The sequence below is a fragment of the Mycobacteroides sp. H003 genome (assembly GCF_001440135.1).
In the GTDB taxonomy this organism is placed as follows: Bacteria; Actinomycetota; Actinomycetes; order Mycobacteriales; family Mycobacteriaceae; genus Mycobacterium; species Mycobacterium gwanakae.
This window is the reverse complement of the sequence record NZ_LJYL01000009.1, coordinates 1,098,895-1,121,571: the sequence shown is the minus strand read 5'-3', so window position 1 is coordinate 1,121,571 and position 22,677 is coordinate 1,098,895. Positions and strand designations below refer to the sequence as shown.

20 protein-coding genes are annotated in these 22,677 nt (G+C 65.5%); 6 read left to right on the top strand and 14 right to left on the bottom strand.

Annotated elements, in window-relative coordinates; genetic code table 11:
- Positions 1 to 16: 16 nt before the first annotated feature.
- From AOT87_RS05830 to AOT87_RS05820, 3 genes are all read right to left on the bottom strand, one after another.
- Positions 17 to 853 carry a GNAT family N-acyltransferase gene (locus AOT87_RS05830; RefSeq protein WP_030095432.1) on the bottom strand — a complete coding sequence of 279 codons (837 nt, stop codon included), beginning with the start codon at positions 851 to 853 and terminating at the stop codon, positions 17 to 19.
- A gap of 90 nt (positions 854 to 943) precedes the next feature.
- Complete coding sequence (locus tag AOT87_RS05825; RefSeq protein ID WP_057969167.1) at positions 944 to 2,338, bottom strand: MFS transporter; 1,395 nt, start codon at positions 2,336 to 2,338, stop codon at positions 944 to 946.
- Positions 2,339 to 2,803 carry an RDD family protein gene (locus tag AOT87_RS05820; RefSeq protein ID WP_030095430.1) on the bottom strand — a complete coding sequence of 155 codons (465 nt, stop codon included), beginning with the start codon at positions 2,801 to 2,803 and terminating at the stop codon, positions 2,339 to 2,341. It lies immediately after the preceding gene.
- Between the two features lie 140 nt (positions 2,804 to 2,943).
- On the opposite strand from AOT87_RS05820, the gene glnA (AOT87_RS05815) reads away from it, so the two are divergent.
- The 4 genes from glnA (AOT87_RS05815) (at position 2,944) to AOT87_RS05800 (ending at position 6,299) form a co-directional block, all read left to right on the top strand.
- Positions 2,944 to 4,380 carry a type I glutamate--ammonia ligase gene (gene glnA / locus AOT87_RS05815; RefSeq protein ID WP_030095429.1) on the top strand — a complete coding sequence of 479 codons (1,437 nt, stop codon included), beginning with the start codon at positions 2,944 to 2,946 and terminating at the stop codon, positions 4,378 to 4,380.
- A 128-nt stretch (positions 4,381 to 4,508) separates the two neighbouring features.
- Positions 4,509 to 5,396 (top strand): glyoxalase III HchA, encoded by an 888-nt coding sequence (gene hchA / locus AOT87_RS05810; RefSeq protein ID WP_057969168.1) that lies wholly within the window; start codon positions 4,509 to 4,511, stop codon positions 5,394 to 5,396.
- A 38-nt stretch (positions 5,397 to 5,434) separates the two neighbouring features.
- Complete coding sequence (locus AOT87_RS05805) at positions 5,435 to 5,845, top strand: DoxX family protein (RefSeq protein ID WP_057969169.1); 411 nt, start codon at positions 5,435 to 5,437, stop codon at positions 5,843 to 5,845.
- Positions 5,846 to 5,879: 34 nt separating this feature from the next.
- Positions 5,880 to 6,299 (top strand): DoxX family protein, encoded by a 420-nt coding sequence (locus AOT87_RS05800; protein WP_030095426.1) that lies wholly within the window; start codon positions 5,880 to 5,882, stop codon positions 6,297 to 6,299.
- Here AOT87_RS05800 and AOT87_RS05795 read toward each other — a convergent pair.
- Positions 6,286 to 7,224: an endonuclease/exonuclease/phosphatase family protein gene (locus tag AOT87_RS05795; protein ID WP_057969170.1), complete on the bottom strand. Its 939-nt coding sequence runs from the start codon at positions 7,222 to 7,224 to the stop codon at positions 6,286 to 6,288. The two genes, AOT87_RS05800 and AOT87_RS05795, sit on opposite strands and share 14 nt — an antisense overlap.
- A 52-nt stretch (positions 7,225 to 7,276) precedes the next feature.
- Between AOT87_RS05795 and AOT87_RS05790 the strand changes: the two genes are divergently transcribed.
- Positions 7,277 to 7,780 (top strand): nuclear transport factor 2 family protein, encoded by a 504-nt coding sequence (locus tag AOT87_RS05790; protein ID WP_057969171.1) that lies wholly within the window; start codon positions 7,277 to 7,279, stop codon positions 7,778 to 7,780.
- A 9-nt stretch (positions 7,781 to 7,789) separates the two neighbouring features.
- Here AOT87_RS05790 and AOT87_RS05785 read toward each other — a convergent pair whose 3' ends face one another.
- The 9 genes from AOT87_RS05785 to AOT87_RS05745 all read right to left on the bottom strand — a co-directional run bounded on the left by AOT87_RS05785 (position 7,790) and on the right by AOT87_RS05745 (position 19,778).
- On the bottom strand, positions 7,790 to 9,079 hold the full coding sequence (locus tag AOT87_RS05785; RefSeq protein WP_057969172.1) for a HAMP domain-containing sensor histidine kinase: 1,290 nt from the start codon (positions 9,077 to 9,079) through the stop codon (positions 7,790 to 7,792).
- A complete protein-coding gene (locus AOT87_RS05780; protein ID WP_057969173.1) occupies positions 9,076 to 9,786 on the bottom strand; it encodes a response regulator transcription factor in 711 nt (236 codons plus the stop codon). The genes AOT87_RS05785 and AOT87_RS05780 overlap by 4 nt, the downstream gene beginning before the upstream one ends.
- Positions 9,787 to 9,823: 37 nt before the next feature.
- A complete protein-coding gene (locus AOT87_RS05775) occupies positions 9,824 to 10,390 on the bottom strand; it encodes a hemophore-related protein (protein WP_057969174.1) in 567 nt (188 codons plus the stop codon).
- Between the two features lie 145 nt (positions 10,391 to 10,535).
- Entirely contained in the window at positions 10,536 to 10,868 is a 333-nt protein-coding gene (locus AOT87_RS05770) for a hemophore-related protein (RefSeq protein WP_057969175.1), read from the bottom strand.
- A gap of 54 nt (positions 10,869 to 10,922) precedes the next feature.
- Positions 10,923 to 13,904, bottom strand: coding sequence for a bifunctional [glutamine synthetase] adenylyltransferase/[glutamine synthetase]-adenylyl-L-tyrosine phosphorylase (locus AOT87_RS05765; protein ID WP_057969176.1), 2,982 nt, complete (start codon positions 13,902 to 13,904; stop codon positions 10,923 to 10,925).
- A 1-nt stretch (position 13,905) separates the two neighbouring features.
- Positions 13,906 to 15,246: a type I glutamate--ammonia ligase gene (gene glnA / locus AOT87_RS05760; protein WP_057969177.1), complete on the bottom strand. Its 1,341-nt coding sequence runs from the start codon at positions 15,244 to 15,246 to the stop codon at positions 13,906 to 13,908.
- 41 nt (positions 15,247 to 15,287) lie between these two features.
- Entirely contained in the window at positions 15,288 to 16,826 is a 1,539-nt protein-coding gene (locus AOT87_RS05755) for an alpha/beta hydrolase (RefSeq protein WP_057969178.1), read from the bottom strand.
- Positions 16,827 to 16,861: 35 nt separating this feature from the next.
- Positions 16,862 to 18,379, bottom strand: coding sequence for an alpha/beta hydrolase (locus tag AOT87_RS05750; RefSeq protein WP_044104654.1), 1,518 nt, complete (start codon positions 18,377 to 18,379; stop codon positions 16,862 to 16,864).
- 25 nt (positions 18,380 to 18,404) lie between these two features.
- Positions 18,405 to 19,778, bottom strand: coding sequence for a wax ester/triacylglycerol synthase family O-acyltransferase (locus AOT87_RS05745; RefSeq protein ID WP_057969179.1), 1,374 nt, complete (start codon positions 19,776 to 19,778; stop codon positions 18,405 to 18,407).
- Positions 19,779 to 19,951: 173 nt separating this feature from the next.
- On the opposite strand from AOT87_RS05745, the gene panB reads away from it, so the two are divergent.
- Positions 19,952 to 20,797 carry a 3-methyl-2-oxobutanoate hydroxymethyltransferase gene (panB, locus tag AOT87_RS05740; RefSeq protein ID WP_057969180.1) on the top strand — a complete coding sequence of 282 codons (846 nt, stop codon included), beginning with the start codon at positions 19,952 to 19,954 and terminating at the stop codon, positions 20,795 to 20,797.
- A gap of 14 nt (positions 20,798 to 20,811) precedes the next feature.
- On the opposite strand, the gene AOT87_RS05735 is transcribed toward panB, so the two are convergent.
- Positions 20,812 to 22,644 carry a fatty acyl-AMP ligase gene (locus AOT87_RS05735; RefSeq protein WP_030095413.1) on the bottom strand — a complete coding sequence of 611 codons (1,833 nt, stop codon included), beginning with the start codon at positions 22,642 to 22,644 and terminating at the stop codon, positions 20,812 to 20,814.
- Positions 22,645 to 22,677 lie beyond the last annotated feature (33 nt).

The window sequence follows — 22,677 nt, the reverse complement described above, 5'->3', positions numbered from 1 at the left end:
ATCGTGAGAACTATGGCTATCCGAGAGCAAGGGACCGCTCCAGACGCTCCAGATAGCGTTGCCGCGCAGTGTCCTTGGTGACCAGTACCAAGAAGTCCGCCATGTCGAACTCCGGGTCGAAGGACGGCGGTCCACAGATACGTCCGCCGATGCGCAGGCATCCGTGCAGCAGCGGCGGGATCTTCGCCTTCTCCTGAGGCGGGATCTCCTCCAGGGGCACGCCGTCCACAACGACGGGGTTTCTGGGCACGACACGGTATTCGTCGGGGGCGGCAAACCGCTGTGCGAAGTCATGCACCGAGCGCACCAACGATCCACGCGGCCCGCCGTCCTCCATCCGCACGGACAGGCAGCCGATCGCGTATTGATGCTCGGTCATCTGCTGGTACCGGAAGATCCCGGCCCACAGGATCCCCATCACCGCGCCGTTGCGGTGTTCGGGCGCGACAGTAACCCGGCCGATCTCAACCAGTTTGGGCCGCAGCGGGTCGAGTGCCGAGGCATCGAACATGGAGTCGGTGAACGTCTCCCCCGCTGCCTGATACCCCTCGGGCGGCAGTAGCCGACAACAGCCGATGATGGCGCCGGTGTCCTCGTCGCGAGCCAGTAGGTGATCGCAATAGGGATCCAGCTTGTCCAGGTCGATCATCTCGCCTGTGATGGGCCCACGAACAGCGTGCGGCAGTGGCGCCCCCATTTCGTCGGCGAACGCCTGATACCGAAGTCGTTGCGCGGCTTCAACTTCAGCCGGATCTGACGACAAGACAATGCTGTACCGCGGCCGCGGGTTCGCGTCCGTCCCCCGATCGGAACCGACACCGGGCGCCGCGATGAGAACCGCCGCGCTCTCCATGATCGAAAGCTACTCCCTCTGTCTACGGCGTACGACCGCTATGCACAAATCCCTGTGGGCATCCGTGCAGGCAGGCGCGATCACCGATGGCTAGATAGCTAGCGACTCCCCGGTGGCCGGATCGTGCGAGCGATTCATCGTAGCGACAGTGAGCAGAATCAGCGAAATGAACGCGGCGCAGGCCGCCCCGGCCGCCCCCAGCAACAGCACGCTGTCGATGCCCGCGGCGCCCGCGGCCCGCGCATCGGCCTTACCGGCCGCGGCATGCCCGAATGCCACGCCCATGCCTGCCACGCCCAAGAGGATGCCGATCTGGCGGCCCGTGCTCACCGACCCGGTCGCCATCCCGGCGTCATCCAATGGCACGAACTGCAGTGCGGCATCGGATGTCATCGCCGAGAGCGCTCCCAGCCCCAACCCGGCCAATACCGAGCCGAAGATGAAATGGGTCCAGACCGTATCGGCGTGAGCGCCCGACGCAGCCCACAATCCGACGGCCACCAGCGCCACGCCGCCCGGGATGGCAATCCTGGTGGGCAGTCGCCTACCCGCCAGGATCCCCAACGGGGCTCCCACGATGGTGGCGAGGGTGAGTGGCCCGGCCCGCAGACCTGTCTCAAATGCGTTGTAACCCAATGTGTTCATGAAGTACAACGCCAGATAGTTGGTGGCCGCGATCAGCGTGCCGGAGGCCGCGGCGGCGGCAACCCAGACCCCGGCGAAACCGGGTGAGGTGGCCAGTCGCAGGCTCAGCATGGGCGCGGGGGCGCGCCCCTCCCACCAGAAGAACAGCACGAGGGCCAGTACCGCGACAATGGCCAGCGCACCGGACATGCGGCCCCCAATTCCGCCGTCGTGCAGAGAGATCACCGAGAAGACGCCGGTAACCAGCCCGACGGTGAGCAGCACGGTGCCTACCCAGTCGACCGGCCGCAGCTCGTCGGCCCGGGTCTCGGGCAGGTGCCGCACCGCGATCACCAGCGCGAGCACCCCGACCGGAAGGTTGACCAGGAAGATCGACTGCCATCCGAAGTGTGTGACGAGAAATCCGCCCAGCAGTGGACCGGCGGCGCTGCCCGCACCCATCACCGCGCCGTAGATCGCGATGGGGGCACCGCGGCGCTCCTGCGGATACGCCGCGGCGATGATCGGCAGCGATACCGCCAGCAGGATCGCTCCGCCGATGCCCTGCAGGGCCCGCACCCCGATCAGCATGGGCGCACTGGTCGCGAGCGCACAGCCCAGCGAGGCCGCGGTGAACAGCACGATGCCCAGCAGGTAGAGCCGTCGGCGGCCCAGACGATCACCGAGAGTGGCGGCCGTGAGCAGCAGCCCTGCCATCGGCAGCGCATAGGCGTCGATGACCCATTGCAGATCGGCGAGGTCAGCCCCCAGGGACAGCTGCAGGTCGGCGAGTGCGCTCGACACGATCGTCATGTCGAGCAGCAGCATGAACACCGCCATGCAGACGGCGAGCAGGATCATCTAGCGGGAACGAATCACGACGGTGCGGGTCACCCGGTCGTGCAGACCACGGCCGTCAACGTCGGTGATGAGCGGCGGCACGATGAGGGCGATCAGCAGATTCCGGATGAACGCGCGGCCGATGCCCACCGAGTTGGTCCCGTCGGCGGGCGCGACCTGCAAGCCCGCCAGGTATTGGCCAGGAGTGAACCGCCACAGCCGCACCGCGACCGTTCCGATCGCGATCCAGGTCAGCAGCTGGGCCGAGGAAAGCGTGGGCGACAACAGATTTCCCTTGACGAACAGCAGCGCCAGGCCACCGGCGATCAGCCAATCGAGCAGCAGCGCCAGTAGCCGCCGCGCCATCGGTGCCGCCGATCCGGGCCCGGTCGCGGGCAGACCGAGCTGCTCTCCCGGGTACCGAGAGTTGCCCGCGCCCTGCACCGAACCAAGCCCCGACAACCATGAACCCAGGTCTCGCGCCATACTCACAGCGTAAATGCCAACCGAACTGTGGTTACGCGTAACATCCGCGCAACATATGGTTGACCGGCAGGCAACACCGGCTCCATAGGTTCATTCGCGCGTTCATGGATCAGTGGAACAAGAGGCAATTAAGGAGAAGCATGGCGTTCAGTAGCCCCGACGAGGTATTCAAGTTCATTGCCGACGAGAAGGTCGAGTACGTGGACGTCAGGTTCTGTGACCTGCCGGGCGTCGTGCAGCACTTCTCCATCCCTGCATCTGCTTTCGATGCCAGCGTCTTCGAAGACGGCCTTGGCTTCGACGGATCCTCCGTGCGCGGATTCCAGTCGATCCACGAGTCCGACATGCTGCTGCTCCCCGATATCTCGACGGCCAAGATCGACCCGTTCCGCGCCGCCAAGACGCTGAACGTCAACTTCTTCGTCCACGACCCGTTCACCCGCGAGGCTTACTCGCGTGACCCGCGCAACGTGGCCCGCAAGGCGGAGCAGTACCTGACCAGCACCGGCATCGCCGACACCTGTTACTTCGGCGCCGAGGCAGAGTTCTACATCTTCGACTCGGTCAGCTTCGACTCGAAGATCAACGGCACCTTCTACGAGATCGACTCCGAGGCTGGCTGGTGGAACACCGGCGAGCCCTACGAGGAGGACGGCAGCCCGAACCGCGGCTACAAGGTGCGCCCCAAGGGTGGCTACTTCCCCGTCGCCCCGTACGACCACTTCGTCGACCTGCGTGACGAGATGACCACCAACCTGATCAACGCCGGATTCACCCTGGAGCGCGGTCACCACGAGGTGGGCACCGGTGGGCAGGCCGAGATCAACTACAAGTTCAACACGCTGCTGGCCGCGGCCGACGACGTGCTGTTGTTCAAATACATCATCAAGAACACCGCGTGGGCCAACGGCAAGACCGTCACCTTCATGCCCAAGCCCCTGTTCGGTGACAACGGATCGGGTATGCACGCCCACATGTCCCTGTGGAAGGACGGCAAGCCGCTGTTCCACGATGAGGCCGGATACGCCGGGCTCTCGGACGTGGCCCGTCACTACATCGGCGGCATCCTGCACCACGCCCCGTCGCTGCTCGCGTTCACGAACCCGACGGTGAACTCCTACAAGCGGCTGGTGCCGGGCTACGAGGCCCCGATCAACCTGGTCTACAGCCAGCGCAACCGCTCAGCGTGCGTGCGTATCCCGATCACCGGCAACAACCCGAAGGCCAAGCGCCTCGAGTTCCGTTGCCCGGACAGCTCGGGTAACCCGTACCTGGCGTTCGCGGCCATGCTGATGGCAGGCATCGACGGCATCAAGAACAAGATCGAGCCGCTGGCGCCCGTCGACAAGGACCTGTACGAGCTGCCTCCGGAGGAGGCCGCCAACATTCCGCAGGCCCCGACCAACCTGGCCACCGTGATCGACAACCTCGAGAAGGATCACGAATACCTCACCGAGGGTGGCGTTTTCACCTCCGATCTGATCGAGACCTGGATCGCGTTCAAGCGCGAGAACGAGATCGAGCCGATCAACATCCGTCCTCACCCGTACGAAGTTGCTCTGTACTTTGATGTGTAGAGCCGTGTAATCCGCACATCGCACAAGGCCCCCGGGATCTTCCCGGGGGCCTTGTCGTTTTCGCGGCACGGAGTACGGTGGAGCGGCGTACGTTGAAAGTAGATGTCCCGTCTAACTTTTCGAGGAGCGTGGAATCCGTACCGAACGCAGCCGAGGAACTGAACAGGACCCCAGTCCCCGACCCCGCCGAAGACAACGCCTTCTTTCCGTCCCCGTACTCGCTGAGCCAGTACGTGCCGCCCAAGACAGACTTCGCCGGAGTTCGCTATGAGAACGCCTACACCGGTGGACGCTGGAAGATCCTGATGATCGCCACCGAAGAGCGCTACATGCTCATGCAGAACGGGACGATGTTCTCCACCGGAAACCATCCCGTTGAGATGCTGCTGCCCCTGCACCACCTGAAGGCCGCGGGCTTCGGAATCGATGTCGCCACGGTGTCCGGCAATCCAGCCAAGCTTGAGCTCTGGGCGATGCCCCGCCAGGACGAGGCCGTGTTGAACACCTACGCCGAGCTGTCCGCCCAACTGAAGAAACCGCAGAAGCTCTCCCGGATCATCGCCGAAGGCCTGGGTCCGGACTCGGACTACCTCGCCGTGTTCATTCCCGGCGGTCACGGCGTACTTCTGGGCATCCCGGACAGCGAGGAAGTCCGGACGGTCTTGGAGTGGGCGCTGGAGTACGACAAATACATCATCACCCTCTGTCATGGCCCGGGCGCGCTGCTGGCCGCCGGACTGGACCGCGATGAATCACCCTTTCAGGGCTACAGCCTGTGTGTGTTCCCGGACAGCCTGGACACCGGCGTCAACATTGAAATCGGTTACATCCCAGGGCAAATGCCGTGGCTTGTCGGCGAGAACCTGCGTAAGCAGGGCGTCACCATCCTCAACACCGGGATCACCGGGCAGACACACGCCGACCGCAAGCTACTCACCGGCGACAGCCCGCTGGCGTCCAACAACCTCGGCCTGCTGGCGGCGGAGACCCTGGTCAATGCGGTCGTCGACGGCTGAGCAGGAATAAAGCGGACTATGGTCCTATTGTTAGACGCATGGCACTCGCTGATATCGAAACCAAGCTCACCGGCCTGACGCCGGTCGCCCTATCGGCATTCCGGATCGTGGTGGGGTTCCTGTTCTTCCTACACGGCACCTCTCACCTGTTCGGGTGGCCGCTGGCCTCGTACCTGCAGCCCGTCGGCACCCTGCCCTGGTGGGCCGGCATCATCGAGTTCCTTGGCGGAGCGGCGATCATCCTCGGGCTCGGCACCCGGATCGCCGCGTTCGTGTCATCCGGCGCGATGGCGGTCGCCTACTTCACCTACCACCAGCCCGAGGGGCTGTTGCCGATCCAGAACAACGGCGAGGGCGCCGCTCTCTACAGCTGGGCCTTCCTCCTGCTGGTGTTCACCGGCGGCGGGTCATTATCGCTCGACCGATTCATTACCCGCGCTAAGCGCTAAGTCCTTACGCCAGAATTGGTTTAGCATCCTGGCCATGGCCTCTTCCAGCACCTCCAGCTCAGTCGCCAAGCTCGACGGCGCCACACCCGTTGTCCTGTCGTTGTTCCGTATCGTCTTCGGGTTCCTGTTCACCGTGCACGGCACCGCCATCCTGTTCCGCTGGCCCGACCTGGCCTCGATGCCCCCGGTGGAGTCGTGGTCGCTGGGCTGGTGGGCGGGCGCCATCGAGTTCCTCACCGGTGTCGCGATTCTGTTCGGCGCCGGGACCCGCATCGCGGCGTTCCTGGCCTCCGGCACGATGGCGTTCGCGTATTTCACCCAGCACCAGTCCGCTGGACTGCTTCCCATTGAGAACAACGGCGAACTGGCCGTCCTGTTCTGCTGGGCCTTCTTCCTGCTGGTGTTTACCGGTGGTGGATCGCTGTCGATCGACGCGGCGCTCAAGAAGAGTTAGGCACAACCACCGTGGCGATGAGCGCCCGGTGGTCGGTGCCGTAGATCTCCTGGGTGGTCACCGAGGTGGCGGCGGCCCCGCGGGTCAGTACGTGATCGATCCCGATCAGCCGGGTGTACCAGCGCCCCTCACGCCACGTCGGCAGCCAGCCGGCCCCGGCCTGATCCACGGCATCGGCGAAGCCGCCGGTGAGGATCTGCCGGAACACGAAGTGATCGTAGGTGGCGTTAAAGTCACCACCGACAATGACTTTCACGTCCGGGCGTAGTGCTTGCAACTGACGGCCGATGGTGTCCAGCTCGGTGAGCCAGCCCGGCGAACTCATATCCTTCTCCGGCGGGCGGGTGTGCACGGCGACGAGCATCACCGGCCCCACACCAGGGATTTCGGCTTCCGCCCAGATCTGCCGCATGGCGAAGCTCTGGTCGTCCTGATGCACCGGGGTCAACGGATACCGACTCCAGATACCGGTGCCGGCGGCTTTCGGCTCAGCAACGGTGTACGAATACGGGAGCACTGAATCAATACCCGCGGCAACGAGTTTCACTCGGGCCTCCGGGGTGAGTTCGTCGACCGTCACCACGTCCACGTCGTGCTCGTGGATCGCGGCCACCACTGCCCCGGCGTCACCGGCACCGAAACGCAGATTGGTCTGCAGCACGGTGACGGTTGTCCCCTGCGGATGGGTGTCTGCCAGGTACAGCGGTGCGATGGCCAGCACCTGCAACGCGATCACCACGGTCGCCGTCAGCACCCCCCACCACTGCCGCACCGAAAGGAACAGCAACAGCCCCAGGATCATCAGCAGACAGGTAACCGGCCAGCCGGCGGTCAGTCCGATCAGGGGCGACCAACTGGATCGCGCCCAGCGCGACACGATCGCCAAGATGGCAACGACGGCCAGCAGCCAACCCAACGCCCCCACGGCGGTCCGTCCACGCACCTCAGGGACGGTACCTTATGGCACTCTTTTACCCATGCCGTCGTTTAGCCGCGCCGAACTCGAGGAAGCGTTCGCGCAACACCAGGCCACCGTCCATCGCTGTATCGAGACCGGCGACTGGAACCCCTACGCCGAGATGTACACCGACGACGCCCTCTACATCGAACACGTAGTGGGCCACCTGCACGGTAAGGAGGCAATTCGGCAGTACATCACGGCGGTGATGGCGGAGTTCCCCGGCAACCACATGCCGAGCCTGCCCGCCACCTGGACTGTCTTCGACCCCGAAAAGGGTTGGGTGGTTTGCGAAATCGATAACGTGATGAGCGATCCGGGCGACGGCCAGCATTGGGGCGAACCCAACCTGACCGTGCTGCACTATGCCGGGAACGGGCTGTGGTCGCAGCAGGAGGACGCCTACAACCCCGCCAACATGGTCAAGATGGTGCGGCGTTGGTGCAGGGCCGCCGAGACGGCGGGGAGCCTTCCCGACGAGGCCCGCGACTGGCTCGTCAAGTACGGGTCGCGCAAGAACTAGTCGCAGGTTCTATTCGGCCAGAATCGTCAGCGTTGCCCGCAGCCCACCCAGCGGACTTTCCGACAGCACCACATCTCCCCCGTGCAGCGCGGCCTGCTGCGCGACGAGCGCCAGACCCAGCCCCAGCCCGCCGGGCTTGGCACCGGGGCCACGTTCGAACCGCCCGAGCACCCGCTCCCGATCGGACTCAGGAAGGCCGGTGCCATCGTCGTCGACCTCGATCACCAGTCGACTATCGACCCGATTCGCGCTCAGCACAACATGTTTGGCGTTGCCGTGGTTGATGGCGTTACGCACCAGGTTGTCCACCGCCAGCCGCAGCCCATCGGGCCAGCCCAGCACCACGCCCCCGTCATCGGTGTTGACGGTGATCTCCGGCATGTCGGCGCGGTGCATCGACGCATCCGCTGCCACCCGGTCCAGCAGATCGGCGATGTCCACCAGTTCACGATCTTCTGCGCGGGCGAGATCACCCGACGCGAGCTGACCGAGTGCGGTGATGGTGGCTTCGACGCGGCGCTGCGCGCGCTGCAGGTCGCCGATGACCTCGGTGCGTTCCTCATTCGAAAGGTCATGTGCGCGCAGCGTGTCCAGGTCGGCGCGCATCGCGGTGAGCGGCGTGCGTAGCTCATGGGCGGCGCTGGCCGCGAAATCGCGGGCCGCCAGAAGGGATTTGGTGGTCTCTGACTGTGCTGCCGAGACACGCCCGAGCATGGCGGCCATGGCGTCGGCAAGTTCTTCGGATTCCCGTGCGCCGCGTACCGCCGCGACATGCAGACCGTCGGTGTCGAGTTGCCGGGTCTGATCGGTGAGTTGGTGTAGTGGTCGCACCGCCCGGCCCGCGAACAGCCACGCGAAGCCTCCGGCCAACAGCATCGACAGCACACCCAGCGCGATGAAGACCGGGATTCCCCGGTGGTTGACCAACACCGTGTCCGACCGTGTACCCAGTGAAATCACGGTCTGCTCTTCCGGATTCTCGATGGTCCGCACCCGGTAGTTCACGTCGCCGACGGTCACATTCCCCGTCCCCAACGGCAGCCGCGGCAGTTCGACACCCCGGAAGATCACCAGGCCTCCGCTCTTGGAGTCCCGAACCGTCAACACGAAGGTGGTCTCGCCATGACGGGTGGTGGCCTGAACCGCATCCGTCAGCATGTCCAGGCGCCGGTCAAGCTGTCGGGTGTCGTTGCGCACCAGCGCGAGACCGGCCACGATGCCGATGAGCGCGACCACCAGGCCCGCGGCCAGGAAGGCCGCGACCGCGACCCGGGTACGCAGCGACAGTGAGCGTTTCACGCCTCTTCCCTCATCACGTATCCCACACCTCTGACGGTATGGATGACTCGTGAGGCTCCCCCGTTTTCCAGCTTGCGGCGCAGATAGCTCACGAAGACGTCGGCCACATTGGTCTCGACGTCAAAGTCGTAGCCCCACACCAGTTCCAGCAACCGGGTGCGGCTCAGCACCACACCGGTGTTCTCGGCCAGCACCACCAGCAGATCGAACTCGCGCTTGCTCAACTCGACGCGCTCTCCGTTACTGAAAACCAGCCGACGGGCCACGTCGACCGTCACCTGCCCCACGGTGATGGCAGAGGTCGCAAGACCACCGCCGCCGGCGCCACGACGGCGCAGCAGGGCGCGCAGGCGTGCCACCAACTCGCCGAGGTCGAAAGGTTTCGTCAGGTAGTCGTCGGCACCGGCCTCCAGGCCGGCGATCCGGTCGTTGACGGTGTCACGTGCGCTCAGTACGCAGATCGGAATGTCATTACCCAGGGCCCGCAATGCGGTAACCACCGCCACGCCGTCCAGCTCGGGCATCTGCACATCGAGCACCAGGGCGTCGGGCTCATCGGCCGCGAGCTGGGTCAGTGCATCGCGGCCATCGATAGCGACCCGAACGTCGAAACCCGAGTGGCGTAGCCCACGGGCTACCGAGTTCCGGACGTCCGGGTCGTCATCGACCATCAACACCTTGTGACGGGCGGCATTTTCCTGAGTCATCGCTGCTTAAGGCTAAGCCGCCCGTCTGAGAGAGGTGTTAGGCGTCCTGCTGATCGACCACCGCGGTGACGGCGGGCGAGGCCGGCTTGGCCGGGGCGGCCGGCTGGGTGCCGGCGTTCTCCGCGACGTCCTGCGCGGGCTGCTGCTGCGGCGCGAAGGGGTTCCACGGCTGCTGCGGCTGCTCAGCGGGGGCGTTCTCGGTGGCGGGCTGTGCCGGCTGGCCAACCAGTCCGGCCGGGGCGGCCGGGGCGGCCGGGGCCGCGTCATCGGTGTCCGCGCCACAGCTGCTCTTCAGGCTCGTGAGCGGCTGACGGATCTTGTCGAGCTCGGCCTTGGCGGCGGGCTGGCCATCCAGGTAGGTCTTGATGGCTTCGCGACGCTCGCCCTCGGGGGCACCCTTGGCGGCCTTGGTGATGCCGTCGTTGATGGTCGGGTTCTTGTCCAGGTAGCTCGCGACCTGGCTCGACACTGTCGAGTGGGTACGGGCGAACTCGGCGGCAGTGCACTGGCCGGGAGCCGCACCCGCGGCGCCTGCGAATGCCAGGGCGCTGGCGACTGCACCGGTACCGACGACACCGCTGAGGACAGCAGAGGTGAACTTCATGGAGTAACTCCTTGTTCAGCGTTACAGCCGACGAGGTGCCGGCCCGTCCGGGACGCTATCGAGCGTTGGTTGGACGGTCATGGCTCGAACGTTAAGAAACCATGAGAAGCGCGGCGAAAACTACCTCTATGTAGTTCGGCGGCCCCTACTCCCCGGGCCAGCAGCGGTTTTTGAAGTCCTGCACCGGCTGGCGGATCGCATCCAGGTCAGCCTTGGCCGCTGGATTGGCATTGAGATACGCCTGCACGGCCTCGTGCTTGGCACCGCCGTCGCCGGGCGTGTTCTTGAGTGCATCGCTTATCCCGGTGTTGACGTCGGGATGGCGCTCCAGGTATTCCGCGCGTTTGGTCGCCTCCACCGCATCGAGCCGCGCTTCCTCGGAGACGGTGCAATCACCCGGCTTGGAGTAGGCGGGTGCCGCCACGCCAAGGGTACCGGCGACAACACCGAGACCCACGACGATCGATGTGTACTTCATAGCCGCTCCTTGAGGGATGTGGATCCGCGAAAAGGGACCGTGACCCGCACGAAGCTACTCCCCGAACACCCGCTGCACGACCGCTTTCGCGCGCCTGGTGACCCGCAGATAGTTGTCCAGAAACTCACCGCCGTCGTTGTCCGGCCAGCCGGCGGCCGCGGCCACCGTGTTGAGTAGCCGGCCGGGTCCGGGCAGCTGGTCGGTGGGCTTACCCCGCGCCAGCACCAATGCGTTGCGCGCGTTGGTGGCGGTCAGCCACGCCTGACGCAGCAGCTCGGCATCCTCGGCCTCGATGAGCCCGGCCTGCGCTGCGGCCGCCAGCGTCTGCAGGGTCGAGGTGCTGTGCAGAGACGGATGTTCGTGGGCGTGGCGCAGCTGCAGCAGCTGCACGGTCCACTCCACATCGGCCAGCCCGCCACGGCCCAGCTTGGTGTTGGTGTTCGGGTCAGCGCCGCGTGGCAGCCGCTCGGCATCCACCCGCGCCTTGATCCGGCGAATCTCGCGCACCGCATCCAGGGCGATGCCACCGGCGGGGTATCGCGTCTTGTCGATCATGTGCAGGAACCGCAGACCCAGGTCCGCATCTCCGGCGACGCTGTGCGCGCGCAGCAGCGCCTGCACTTCCCACGGCTGCGCCCATTGGGCGTAATAGGTCTCGTAGGCCGTCAGGGTGCGCACCATCGGCCCGTTGCGCCCCTCGGGACGCAGACCGGTGTCGACCTGCAGCGGCGGGTCGGTGCTCGGAGCACCGAGCAGCTTGCCCAGCTTCTCGGCGATCGTGGCCGACCAGCGGACGGCCTCGTCGTCGGTGGCACCACCGCGCGCCTCGCACACATACAGGACATCGGCATCGGAGCCATAGCCCAGCTCGCCGCCCCCCAGACGCCCCATCCCGATGACGGCGATGCTTGCCGGAGCCTCTTCGCCCTCGGGAACGCTGCCCTTGATCAGCGCATCCAGGGCGGCCTGCAGCACCGCGGCCCACACCGAGGTCAGCGCGCCGCAGACATCGACCACGTCCAGCAGACCCAGCAGATCCGCCGAGGCCACCCGCGCCAGCTCCCGGCGCCGCAACGATCGTGCCGCCCCGATCGCACGCTCCGGATCGGTGTGCCGCGCCGAGGACGCGATCAGCGCCCCCGCTACCGAGACTGGCTCCGCCTCAAGGAGTTTGGGCCCATTGGGCCCGTCGGCGTACAGCTGAATCACCTCGGGCGCCCGCATGATGAGGTCCGGCACGTAGGCCGAGGTGCCCAGGATCAGCATGAGCCGCTTGGCCACCGCACCCTCGTCACGCAACGTGCGCAGGTACCAGGTCTGGTCGACCAGCGCCTCACTCACCCGGCGATAGGCCAGCAGTCCGGCATCCGGGTCGGGGGTATCCGCCAGCCAATCCAAAAGCGTTGGCAGCAAAATTGTTTGGATGCGTCCGCGGCGCCCGCCCTCCTTGGTCAACGCCGACAGGTGACTGAGTGCATGCTGCGGCTGTTGGTAGCCCAGGGCCGCGAGCTGACGCACCGCCGCCTCGTTGGACAGCCCCAACGCCTCCTTGTCGAACTCGGTGACCGACTCCAGCAGCGGTTGGTAGAACAACTTGGTGTGCAGGCGCGACACCCGCACCGCCTGTCGCTTGATCTCGGCGCGCAGCACCCCGACCGCGTCGTTCTGCCCGTCGGGACGCACGTGCGCGGCCCGGGCCAGCCAGCGCATGGCCTCGGTGTCTTCCGGCGCGGGCAGGGTGTGCGTGCGCTTGAGTCGCTGCAACTGCAACCGGTGCTCCAGTAGACGCAAGAACTCATACGAGGCAGTCAGATTCGCACCGTCGTCGCGCCCGATGTATCCCCCGGTGGACAACGCCGCCAACGCGTCCACCGTCGAGGCGACATGCAGCGACTCATCGGCCCGGCCATGCACCAACTGCAGCAGCTGTACCGCGAATTCGACGTCACGCAGCCCACCGGTGCCCAGTTTGATCTCGCGCTCGCGCAGGTCTGCCGGCACCAGCGATTCCACCCGGCGGCGCATGGCCTGTACTTCCGGCACGAAATCATCACGCTCGCAGGCGGCCCACACCATCGGCATGAGGGCGTCCAGGTATGCCTGGCCCAGCTCCGGATCGCCGACGGCGGGCCGCGCCTTCAGCAGGGCCTGGAACTCCCAGGTCTTGGCCCAGCGCCGGTAGTAGGCCACATGAGAATCCAGAGTGCGCACCAGCGCGCCCGCCTTGCCCTCCGGGCGCAGCGCCGCGTCCACCTCGAAGAAGGTGCTCGAGCCGATGCGCATCATCTCCCCGGCGACGCGGGTGGTCAGCGAATCGGCCTCCTGCGCCACAAAGATGACGTCGACGTCGCTGACGTAATTGAGTTCGCGCGCACCACATTTTCCCATCGCGATGACCGCGAGCCGGGGCGGGTCCTGCCCCTCCGGAACCACCAGCGATACCGCGACGGACAGTGCCGCCGTCAGCGCGGCATCGGCCAGATCCGCCAGGTGCTGGCCCACCACGGGGAACGGCAGCACCGGTTCGTTCTCCACGGTAGCGGCCAGATCGAGTGCGGCGAGCACCAGCAGCCGGTCTCGGTACGCGTCGCGCAACGCCGAGATCGCCGCGCCCTCGGATACCGAGGCACGCCCCCCTGCCGCACCAACAGCCGTCAAGAAGCGTTCTTGCAGAGCCTCTTTGGACTCAAGCTCGATATCCCCCACCAACAGCTGCCAACGGGCGGGATGGGCGACCAGGTGATCGCCGAGCGCCAGCGAAGACCCGATCACCGAGAGCAGCCGCCCGCGCAGGGCGGTGTCGGCGCTGAGCTCGCGGTCCAGCACAGCCCAGTCGGCGCCCATCTCCTCGTGCAGCCGGATCAGGGTCAGCAGCGCGGCATCCGCGTCGGGTGACCTCGACAACGACCACAACAACGGGACGTGCGCCTCGGTGGTCCAACCCAGCTCTTCGAGCAGAGACGCGGCCCGCGCATCAACGAGCCCCAGCCGCCCGACACTGGGAACCTTCGAACGCTCGGTGGAGGCTCGAGTCACCTCAGAGACCCAAGTAGGCCCGCAGCTCGAACGGGGTCACATTGCTTCGGTAACGCGCCCACTCGGCCCGCTTGTTACGGAGGAAGAAGTCGAAGACATGCTCCCCCAAGGCTTCTGCCACCAGCTCGGAACGCTCCATGGCAAGGAGCGCGTTCTCCAGGGTGCTGGGCAGTTCCTTGTAGCCCATGGCTTGACGCTCGGCCCGGGTCAGGCCCCAGACATCATCCTCGGCCTCGGGCCCCAGCGTGTAGCCCTGTTCCACGCCGCGCAGTCCGGCGGCCAGCAGCACGGCGTAGGTCAGGTACGGGTTGCAGGCCGAGTCGGGGCTGCGCACCTCGATGCGGCGTGAGGACGACTTGTTGGGCGTGTACATCGGAACCCGCACCAGCGCCGAGCGGTTGGCCGCGCCCCAGGATGCCGCCGTGGGGGCCTCGCCGCCCTGCACCAGCCGCTTGTAGGAGTTCACCCACTGATTGGTGACGGCACTGATCTCGTTGGCGTGCTCCAGGATTCCGGCGATGAACGACTTGCCTACGGTGGACAGCTGCAGCGGATCGTCGGGGTTGTGGAAGGCGTTGGTATCGCCCTCGAACAGGCTCATGTGGGTGTGCATCGCACTGCCGGGGTGATCGCTGAACGGCTTGGGCATGAAGGTGGCATGCACCCCGTCGATGATCGCGACTTCCTTGACGACGTTACGGAAGGTCATCACGTTGTCGGCCATGGACAGCGCGTCGGCGTAGCGCAGGTCGATCTCCTGCTGGCCGGGCGCGCCCTCGTGGTGGCTGAATTCCACGGAGATGCCCATGGATTCGAGCGCGTCGATGGCGTGGCGGCGGAAGTTCGGTGCCGCCTCGTGCACGGCCTGGTCGAAATATCCGGCGTCATCGGCCGGAATGGGCGCCGACCCGTCATCGGGCATGTTCTTCAGCAGGAAGAACTCGATCTCCGGGTGTACGTAGCAGGAGAAGCCCAAATCGCTTGCCTTGGCGAGCTGACGGCGCAGCACATGCCGCGGGTCCGACCAGGACGGCGATCCGTCCGGCAGCTTGATATCGCAGAACATGCGCGCCGAGTGGTGCTTACCGGCGCTGGTGGTCCAGGGCAGCACCTGGAACGTCGACGGATCGGGGTGCGCAACGGTGTCCGATTCGGACACGCGGGCGAAGCCCTCGATGGACGAACCGTCGAAGCCGATGCCCTCCTCGAACGCGCCCTCGAGTTCGGCGGGTGCGATCGACACGCTCTTGAGGTAACCGAGCACATCGGTGAACCACAGCCGGACGAAACGGATATCTCGTTCTTCCAGCGTGCGCAGCACGAATTCCTTCTGACGATCCATGGTCAGAGGCTATTACATCCGGCCTAGACGAGCACGGATGCTCAGCACCGCAAGTCCCTAGGGGGCACGATGTCGTCCACGAAGTAGCGCGTGACCGCTTCGTCGACGCATGCCTCGCCGTTGAACGCGACGGTGTGCTGGGTGCCCTCGTAGCTGATGAGCGATCCGTTCAATTGCTGTGCCAGTGCCACTCCCGCTTCATAGGGGGTAGCGGGGTCGTGGGTCGTGGAGATGACCACCACCGGCGGCAGTCCCGGAGTCGACGGGGTGTGCGGGGATGAGGTCGGGGCTACCGGCCAGAAGGCGCACAAATCACGCGGGGCGTAGCCGGTGAAGGTGCCGTAGCTCGAGAACGGCGCCTGTTCGCGCAGTCGTTTGTCGGCGGCTACCCAGGGCGCGGAATCCCTCGGGGTCGGCCCGTCGACGCACCGAATCGAGTTGAAGGCGTCCTGCAGGTTGTCGTAGCGCCCCTGATCGTCACGCTCCTGATACTGGTCCGCCAGCCACAGCAGGTCATCGGGTCCGCTGCCGTCGACCAGTCCTGCCAGCCCGGAGGTGAGGTACTTCCAGTACCGCGGCGTGTACATCGCCTGGATGGTGCCGGTGATGGCGTCCTGGTAGCTCAGGCCGCGTGGATCATTGGTCTTCGCGGGCTTGGCCACCAACGGATCGATCAGCTGGTGGAAACGCTTCACGGCCTGCGAGGGGTCGGTCCCCAACGGGCACTTGGGATCCTTGGCACAGTCGGCGGCGTAGTCGTTGAACGCCACCTGGAATCCGGTCATCTGCCGCACGTTGGACTCGACGGGGTCGATGGTCGGGTCGATCGCACCGTCCAGGACCATCGTGCGCACATTCTGCGGGAAGTACTCGGCGTACTGGGTGCCCAGCTCGGTGCCGTAGGAGTAGCCCAGGTAGTTCAGCTTGCTGTCGCCGACTGCCGCCCTGATGATGTCCATATCCCTTGCCGCCGAGGCGGTTCCGGCATTGGCGAGAAAGTCCAGCCCCATCCGCTGCGCGCATTCGTTGACGTATTGGCGGTACACGTCCTCGATGTGGGCGACTCCGGCCTGGCTGTAGTCGGCCAGCGGTTCCTTGCGGAAGGCATCGAATTCGGCATCGGTGCGGCACCGCAGGGTGGGTGTCGAGCCGCCGACACCGCGCGGGTCGAATCCGACGATGTCGAAGCTCTGCCCGATCGTGGCGTCACCGAGCTTGGCGCCCATACCGGCCGCCAGGTCCACACCCGATCCACCGGGGCCGCCCGGGTTGACCAACAGTGCGCCGATGCGCTTACCGGAGGCGGGCACCTTGAGCACGGCCAGCTCGGCGACCGTGCCCATCAGCTTGTCGTAGCTGACGGGCACCTTCACCTTGGCGCACCGCGCTGTCGGGATGCGGCTGGTGTCGCTGACAAAGCCGTCGCAACCGCCCCAGACCACCTTCTGGTCGTAGAACGCCTGCAGCGACGGGCTCGGCGCCGGCAACGGAACGGCGACCGCCGGGATGACGGGGCCCGCCGAGAACGCAGCCGAGAACACCAAAAGAATCACCGGCAACGCCCGGCGCATCCGCATCATGGGCCACATCGTGCCATGTCGGACGCCAAAAGGGATCAGCAGCGGGCGCCTTCAGCCGGAGTCGTGACCTTGATGAGATATGTCTCCGCCGCTTTGTCGACGCACTGATTCCCGTCAAACACGATGGTGTGCTTGGTCCCCTCGTAGGTCAGCAGGCCTCCGCCCAGCTGTTTGGCCAGCTCAACGCCTGCCTGGTACGGGGTAGCCGGATCGAAGGTGGTGGAGACCACCAGCAGTTTGGGCAGACCGGGCACGTTGATGGGGTGCGGCTTGCTCGTCGGCGGTACCGGCCAGAACGCACACACTCCCAGCGGTGCGTTCCCGGTGAATTGGCCGTAGTCCTGGAACGGTGCCACCTCACGGATACGGCGGTCCTTCTCGACGGCCTTGGCACGGTCGGTCTCCGGCGGTTCGTCGACACAGTTGATGGCGGTCTGCGCGTCCTGCGCGTGGCTGTAGTGGCCGTCTTCATCGCGCTTCATATACGCATCGGCGAGCAGCTGCAGGATGTCGCCGGAGCCCTCGCTGAGCTGACGCAGCGCCTTGGTGAACGCCTCCCACAATGTGGGCGAGTACATCACCATGATGGTTCCGATGATGGCGTCGCCGTGGGACAGGCCACGGCCGTCCTTGGTCTTGGCCGGGTGATCGACCAACGGATCGATCATCGCCCGATAGCGCGCGGTCGCCTGAGCCGGATCGGTCCCCAGCGGGCAGCTCGGGCTCTTGGCGCAGTCGGCCGCGTAGTTGTCGAAAGCCTTTTGGAACCCGGCGATCTGGTCGATATCTGCCTGGGTGGGATCGGCGTTGGGGTCGATCACCCCGTCGAGGATGAGTGCCCGCACGTTCTGCGGGAACTGCTCGGCATACGTGGTACCGATCCGGGTGCCGTACGAGTAGCCCAGATAGGTCAGCTTCTCGTCGCCGAGAGCGGCACGGAGCCGGTCCATATCCTTGGCGACGTTCACGGTGCCGACATTGGCGAGGAACTCCAGCCCCACCTTGTCGACGCAGCGCTTCACGAAGTCCTTGGAGTCCTGCTCCATGCGTGCGACGCCCTCAGGGCTGTAGTCGGTGTCGTTCTGCGCGCGCAGGCGATCCACGTCCTGGTCGGAGTTGCACTCGACGGCCGGCGTGGACGACCCGACACCACGCGGATCGAATCCGATGAAGTCGAAGCTGTCACGGATGTCCTTGGGTACCTGCTTGACGATGGCGGTCGCGGCCTCGATGCCCGATTGGCCGGGGCCGCCCGGGTTCATCAGCAGCGATCCGATGCGCTTGCCCTTGGCCGGGTACTTGATGATCGCCAGCCGCGCCTTCGCCCCGTCCGGCTTGGCGTAGTCGACGGGCACCTCGAGTTCCGAGCACACGGTGCTCGCCGGCACCGTGGTGTTTTCCGGGGTGAAGCCGTCACAGTCCCCCCAACTGAGGGTGGTTTCCGACGGCTGAGCCGCCATGGCCTGACCTTCTACCGACCGCACACAACCAGAGACGACGGCTACTACCGAGGCAAGAGCCAATACGGCAGCAACCCGCCGACCACGAAACATCATTCAGCCATGGTGCCAGAAGAGACTAGATCCGAGCCTTCAGCTCCTGCAGCGCCACGCCGAAATCGTCGGTCAGGGTGGAAAGGTCGGGCATCAGATCGGGGCAGGAAATCAGGCCGACGTTGAGTTTCCCGTCCAGCGACATCACCGTGACGGTGAGTGCGGCACCGTGGAAAATCGGGCCCAACGGATACATACCGACCACCTGGGCACCCAAGAAGTACAGCGGCACTTGGGGTCCCGGCACGTTGGACACCACCAGGTTGTGGATCACCGGATGGCGGTCGGCCAGCCGGATGCGCGAATAGACACGCATCGCGGTGCCGAACACGGCGGGCGCCGCGAACTGGCTCCAGTCCTGCAGCAGCGTCGCGCCCAATACCGCGGTGTGCTCCTTGGCCACCGTGTTGGCCTCGGAGATCGCGTTGAGGCGTTCGACAGGGTCGTCCACGTTGGTCTCCAGCCGGGAGAACATGCCCGACACCTGGTTGCGGCCCGGGCGGTCGGACTTCTCGTGCACCGAGACCGGAACCATGGCCACCAGCGAGCTGTCAGGAAGCTCTCCGCGGTCGTCCAGGTACTTGCGCAGAGCACCGGCACAGATGGCCATCACGACGTCGTTGACCTTGACGCCGAAGTGGTTCTTGACCGCGCGCACGTCTTCCAGATCCAGTTGGGCGTAGCCGACGTTGCGGCGGCTGGTGATCGTGGAGTTGAACGAGGTGCGCGGCGCCGAGAACGGTGCCGTCATGGCCTCACCGCGTTTGGAGCGCTCCAGCCAGGCCGGGATGACTCCGATGGTCGAGGGCAGCAGCTTGGCGAACTTCAGCGGCCGCGACGCCCACTTGATGGCACCGGTGATCGCGATCTCGAGGCTGTTGGCGCCGCCGACCCCCGGCGCGGGTTCGGGCGCCTGGGCATCGGGTCCCAGACCGCACAGCGCCGACATCAGGTTGGCGCCGGTGACGCCGTCGACGGAGGCGTGATGCATCTTGGTCATGACCACGAGCCGATTGGTGTCGCCGGTCTCGATGACCCACATTTCCCACAGCGGCCGGGCACGATCCAAGGGCAATGACGCGATATGCCCACACATATCGGAGATCTCAGCCTTGCCGCCCGGCGCGGGCAGACCGACGTGGTGCAGGTGCCGATCGATGTCGAAGTCGTCATCGTCGACCCACACCGGGTGGTCCAGGTTTAGGCGGCTGTCGGCGAGCTTCTCGGTGAATGAGGAGATGCCCTCGACCCGTTCGATCAGCTTCGCTCGCAGTTTCTCGAACGAGTAGCCACCAGGAATAGTCGTGGTGTCTAGTTCCAGTACGCCGCACACGTGCATCGGCTGAGTCGGTGTTTCGAGATAGAGAAAACTGGCGTCGAGTCCGGAAAGCCGCTGCATGCGGCCGATGTTAGGCGAGCCGGTATCCCCTCGTGCCCGAATGCTGCGACCTCAGGTGTGACCAAGTCCACCCGGTCAGTTATTCATCTCCTCGCCGCCCGGTGGCACACTGAAGATCGTTAGAAACCCAGGGACCCGGATGGGCCTTGAGGAGACGACCGAAAGAGACGCTGATGTCTGAATCTGCCTTGTATGGCGCTGCTTCCGAGACTTCCCCGAAGCCTCGTACCAAGACCCGCGTGCACCACTTACAGAAGTGGAAGGCCGAGGGCCACAAGTGGTCGATGCTCACCGCGTACGACTACTCGACCGCACGGATTTTCAACGAGGCCGGGATTCCCGTTCTGCTGGTCGGAGATTCGGCCGCGAACGTGGTCTACGGGTACGACACCACCGTGCCGATCACCATCGACGAACTGATTCCTTTGGTACGCGGCGTGGTTCGCGGAGCCACCGAGGCACTGGTCGTCGCCGACCTACCCTTCGGCTCCTATGAGGGTGGGGCCGCGCAGGCCCTGGCGAGCGCGACCCGGTTCATGAAGGAAGCCGGCGCGCACGCGGTGAAACTCGAAGGCGGAGAACGCGTTGCCGAGCAAATCGCCACGCTGACCGCCGCCGGGATTCCCGTGGTGGCACATATCGGGTTCACTCCGCAGAGCGTGAACGGCCTTGGCGGATACCGCGTTCAGGGCCGCGACGATGCCGCCGCACAGCTCATTCACGATGCCATCGCGGTACAGGAAGCCGGAGCCATTGCCGTGGTGATGGAGATGGTGCCGGCCGAGCTGGCAACGCAGATCACCGGCAAGCTCACCATCCCGACCGTCGGCATCGGCGCGGGCCGGGAATGCGATGCCCAGGTGCTGGTGTGGCAGGACATGGCCGGTATGACCAGCGGCAAGACCGCCAAGTTCGTCAAGCAGTTCGGCCAGGTCGGCGCGGAATTGCGCAAGGCCGCCGAGCAGTATGCCGACGAGGTGGCGCGCGGGGTCTTCCCCGCTCCCGAGCACAGCTACTGACAGATCACGCCAAGCTAGGCGCGCACGCCGAGTTTGTTGTCCAGGTATTCCTGGCGGCAGGCTCGGCGTGCGAGCTTTCCGCTGGTGGTACGCGGTATGGCGCCTGCCTGAACCAGCTGGATGTCCGCGATGGGCAGGTTGTGCCGCCGCGATACCGCCGCGCGGATCGCATCGACAATGGGCTCCGGTGCCGCACGGCCCGCGCCCGCCGCACGCTCGGCCACGATGACCACCCGCTCCCCCGTGCCGTTACCCTGATCGACGCCAGCGGGCAGCTCGTCCGCGGGCACCGAGAACGCCGCCACGAAACCGCGTCGCACCGCCGGTGAGGCTTCCTCGACGGTGGCCTCGATGTCCTGCGGATAGTGGTTACGGCCATCGATGATGACCAGATCCTTGACCCGTCCGGTGATGTACAGCTCACCGTCGAGGTACACACCCAGGTCTCCGGTGCGGAACCAGGTAGCGCCGGGCTCGGTGCCGGTGGCATGGCTGCCCTGGTCGAGCCGGGCCTGCAGCTTGTTACGGAAGGAGAAGTCGGTTTCCTTGGGCCTGCCCCAGTAACCGCGGCCGAGGTTATCGCCGTGCAGCCAGATCTCCCCGACTTCGCCGTCGGCCAGCTCAGTATCGGCATTGGGGTTGACGATCACGGCCCACTGGCTGCGGGAGATCTTGCCGCAGGACACCTGCGGAACCGCATGCTCATCGTCCTCGGCGACCCGGACGGCACGGCCGTTGCCCAGCTCCCTGCGATCCAGGTACACCACCGAGGCCTCGGCGTCGGAAGGAATGGTGGACACGAACAGCGTCGCCTCGGCCATGCCGTAGGAAGGCTTGATGGTCGTCGGCGGCAGTCCGTAGGGCCCGAAAGCGTCGTTGAACTTGCGGATCGAGGAGATGCTCACCGGCTCGGAACCGTTGATCAGACCCGCGACATTGCTCAGATCAAGTTCCTCGTTGTCCTTGGGCAAACCGCGCTCGGCGGCCAGCTCGAAGGCGAAGTTCGGTGCGGCGGCGAAGGTTCGGCCCAGGTGCGCCTCGGCGGCCAGTTCCTTGATCCACCGTCCGGGACGGCGCACGAACGACACCGGCGACATCAAGGTGATCCGGCCGCCGCACAGCGGGAACAGAATCATCAGCAGGCCCATGTCGTGGTACAGCGGCAGCCAGCTGACACTGCGGATGCTGTCATCCAGGCCCACCGAGATGATCATCTGCAGAACGTTGGTCATCACCGCACGGTGCGTGATCTCCACACCGGCCGGAACCCGGGTCGATCCTGACGTGTACTGCAGGTATGCGATGTCATCGGTGTCCGGTGTGACCTTGACGTAGGTGGCGGCCACCGAATCGGGGACGCTGTCGACCGCGACCACACGGGGGCGCCGTTCCCGGGGCAGCCCGCGGACAAATCTGCTGACCGATTCCGCGGCGGCATTGTTGGTCAGCACCACGGTGGGCTGCGCATCGGTGAGGACCGCATCCAGCCGTTCGGAGTGGCCAGGAAGCTCCGGAGCAAACAGTGGAACGGCAATGTTGCCGGCCTCGATGGCGGCATAGAAACCGATCACATAGTCGATGCCCTGCGGAGCCAGGATCGCGACACGATCACCGGGCTTGGTGACTTGCTGCAGCCGTGCCGCTACGGCTTGCGAGCGCTGGCCAAGCTGTGTCCAGTTGAGATCGTTGGGTTCGCCATCGGAGTTCGCATTGAAGTCCAGGTATCGGTACGCGAATGTGTCGCCCAGCTGTTCGACGGCACGCTCAAGGTAGTAGTTGACGGTGTAACCGTCTGGCAAGGTGATAGCACCTTTGCCGTCCAAGTACTCCTCAACGCGTAACTTCATGGTGACCTCGGTCTAGCTGTGAACACGACTGGC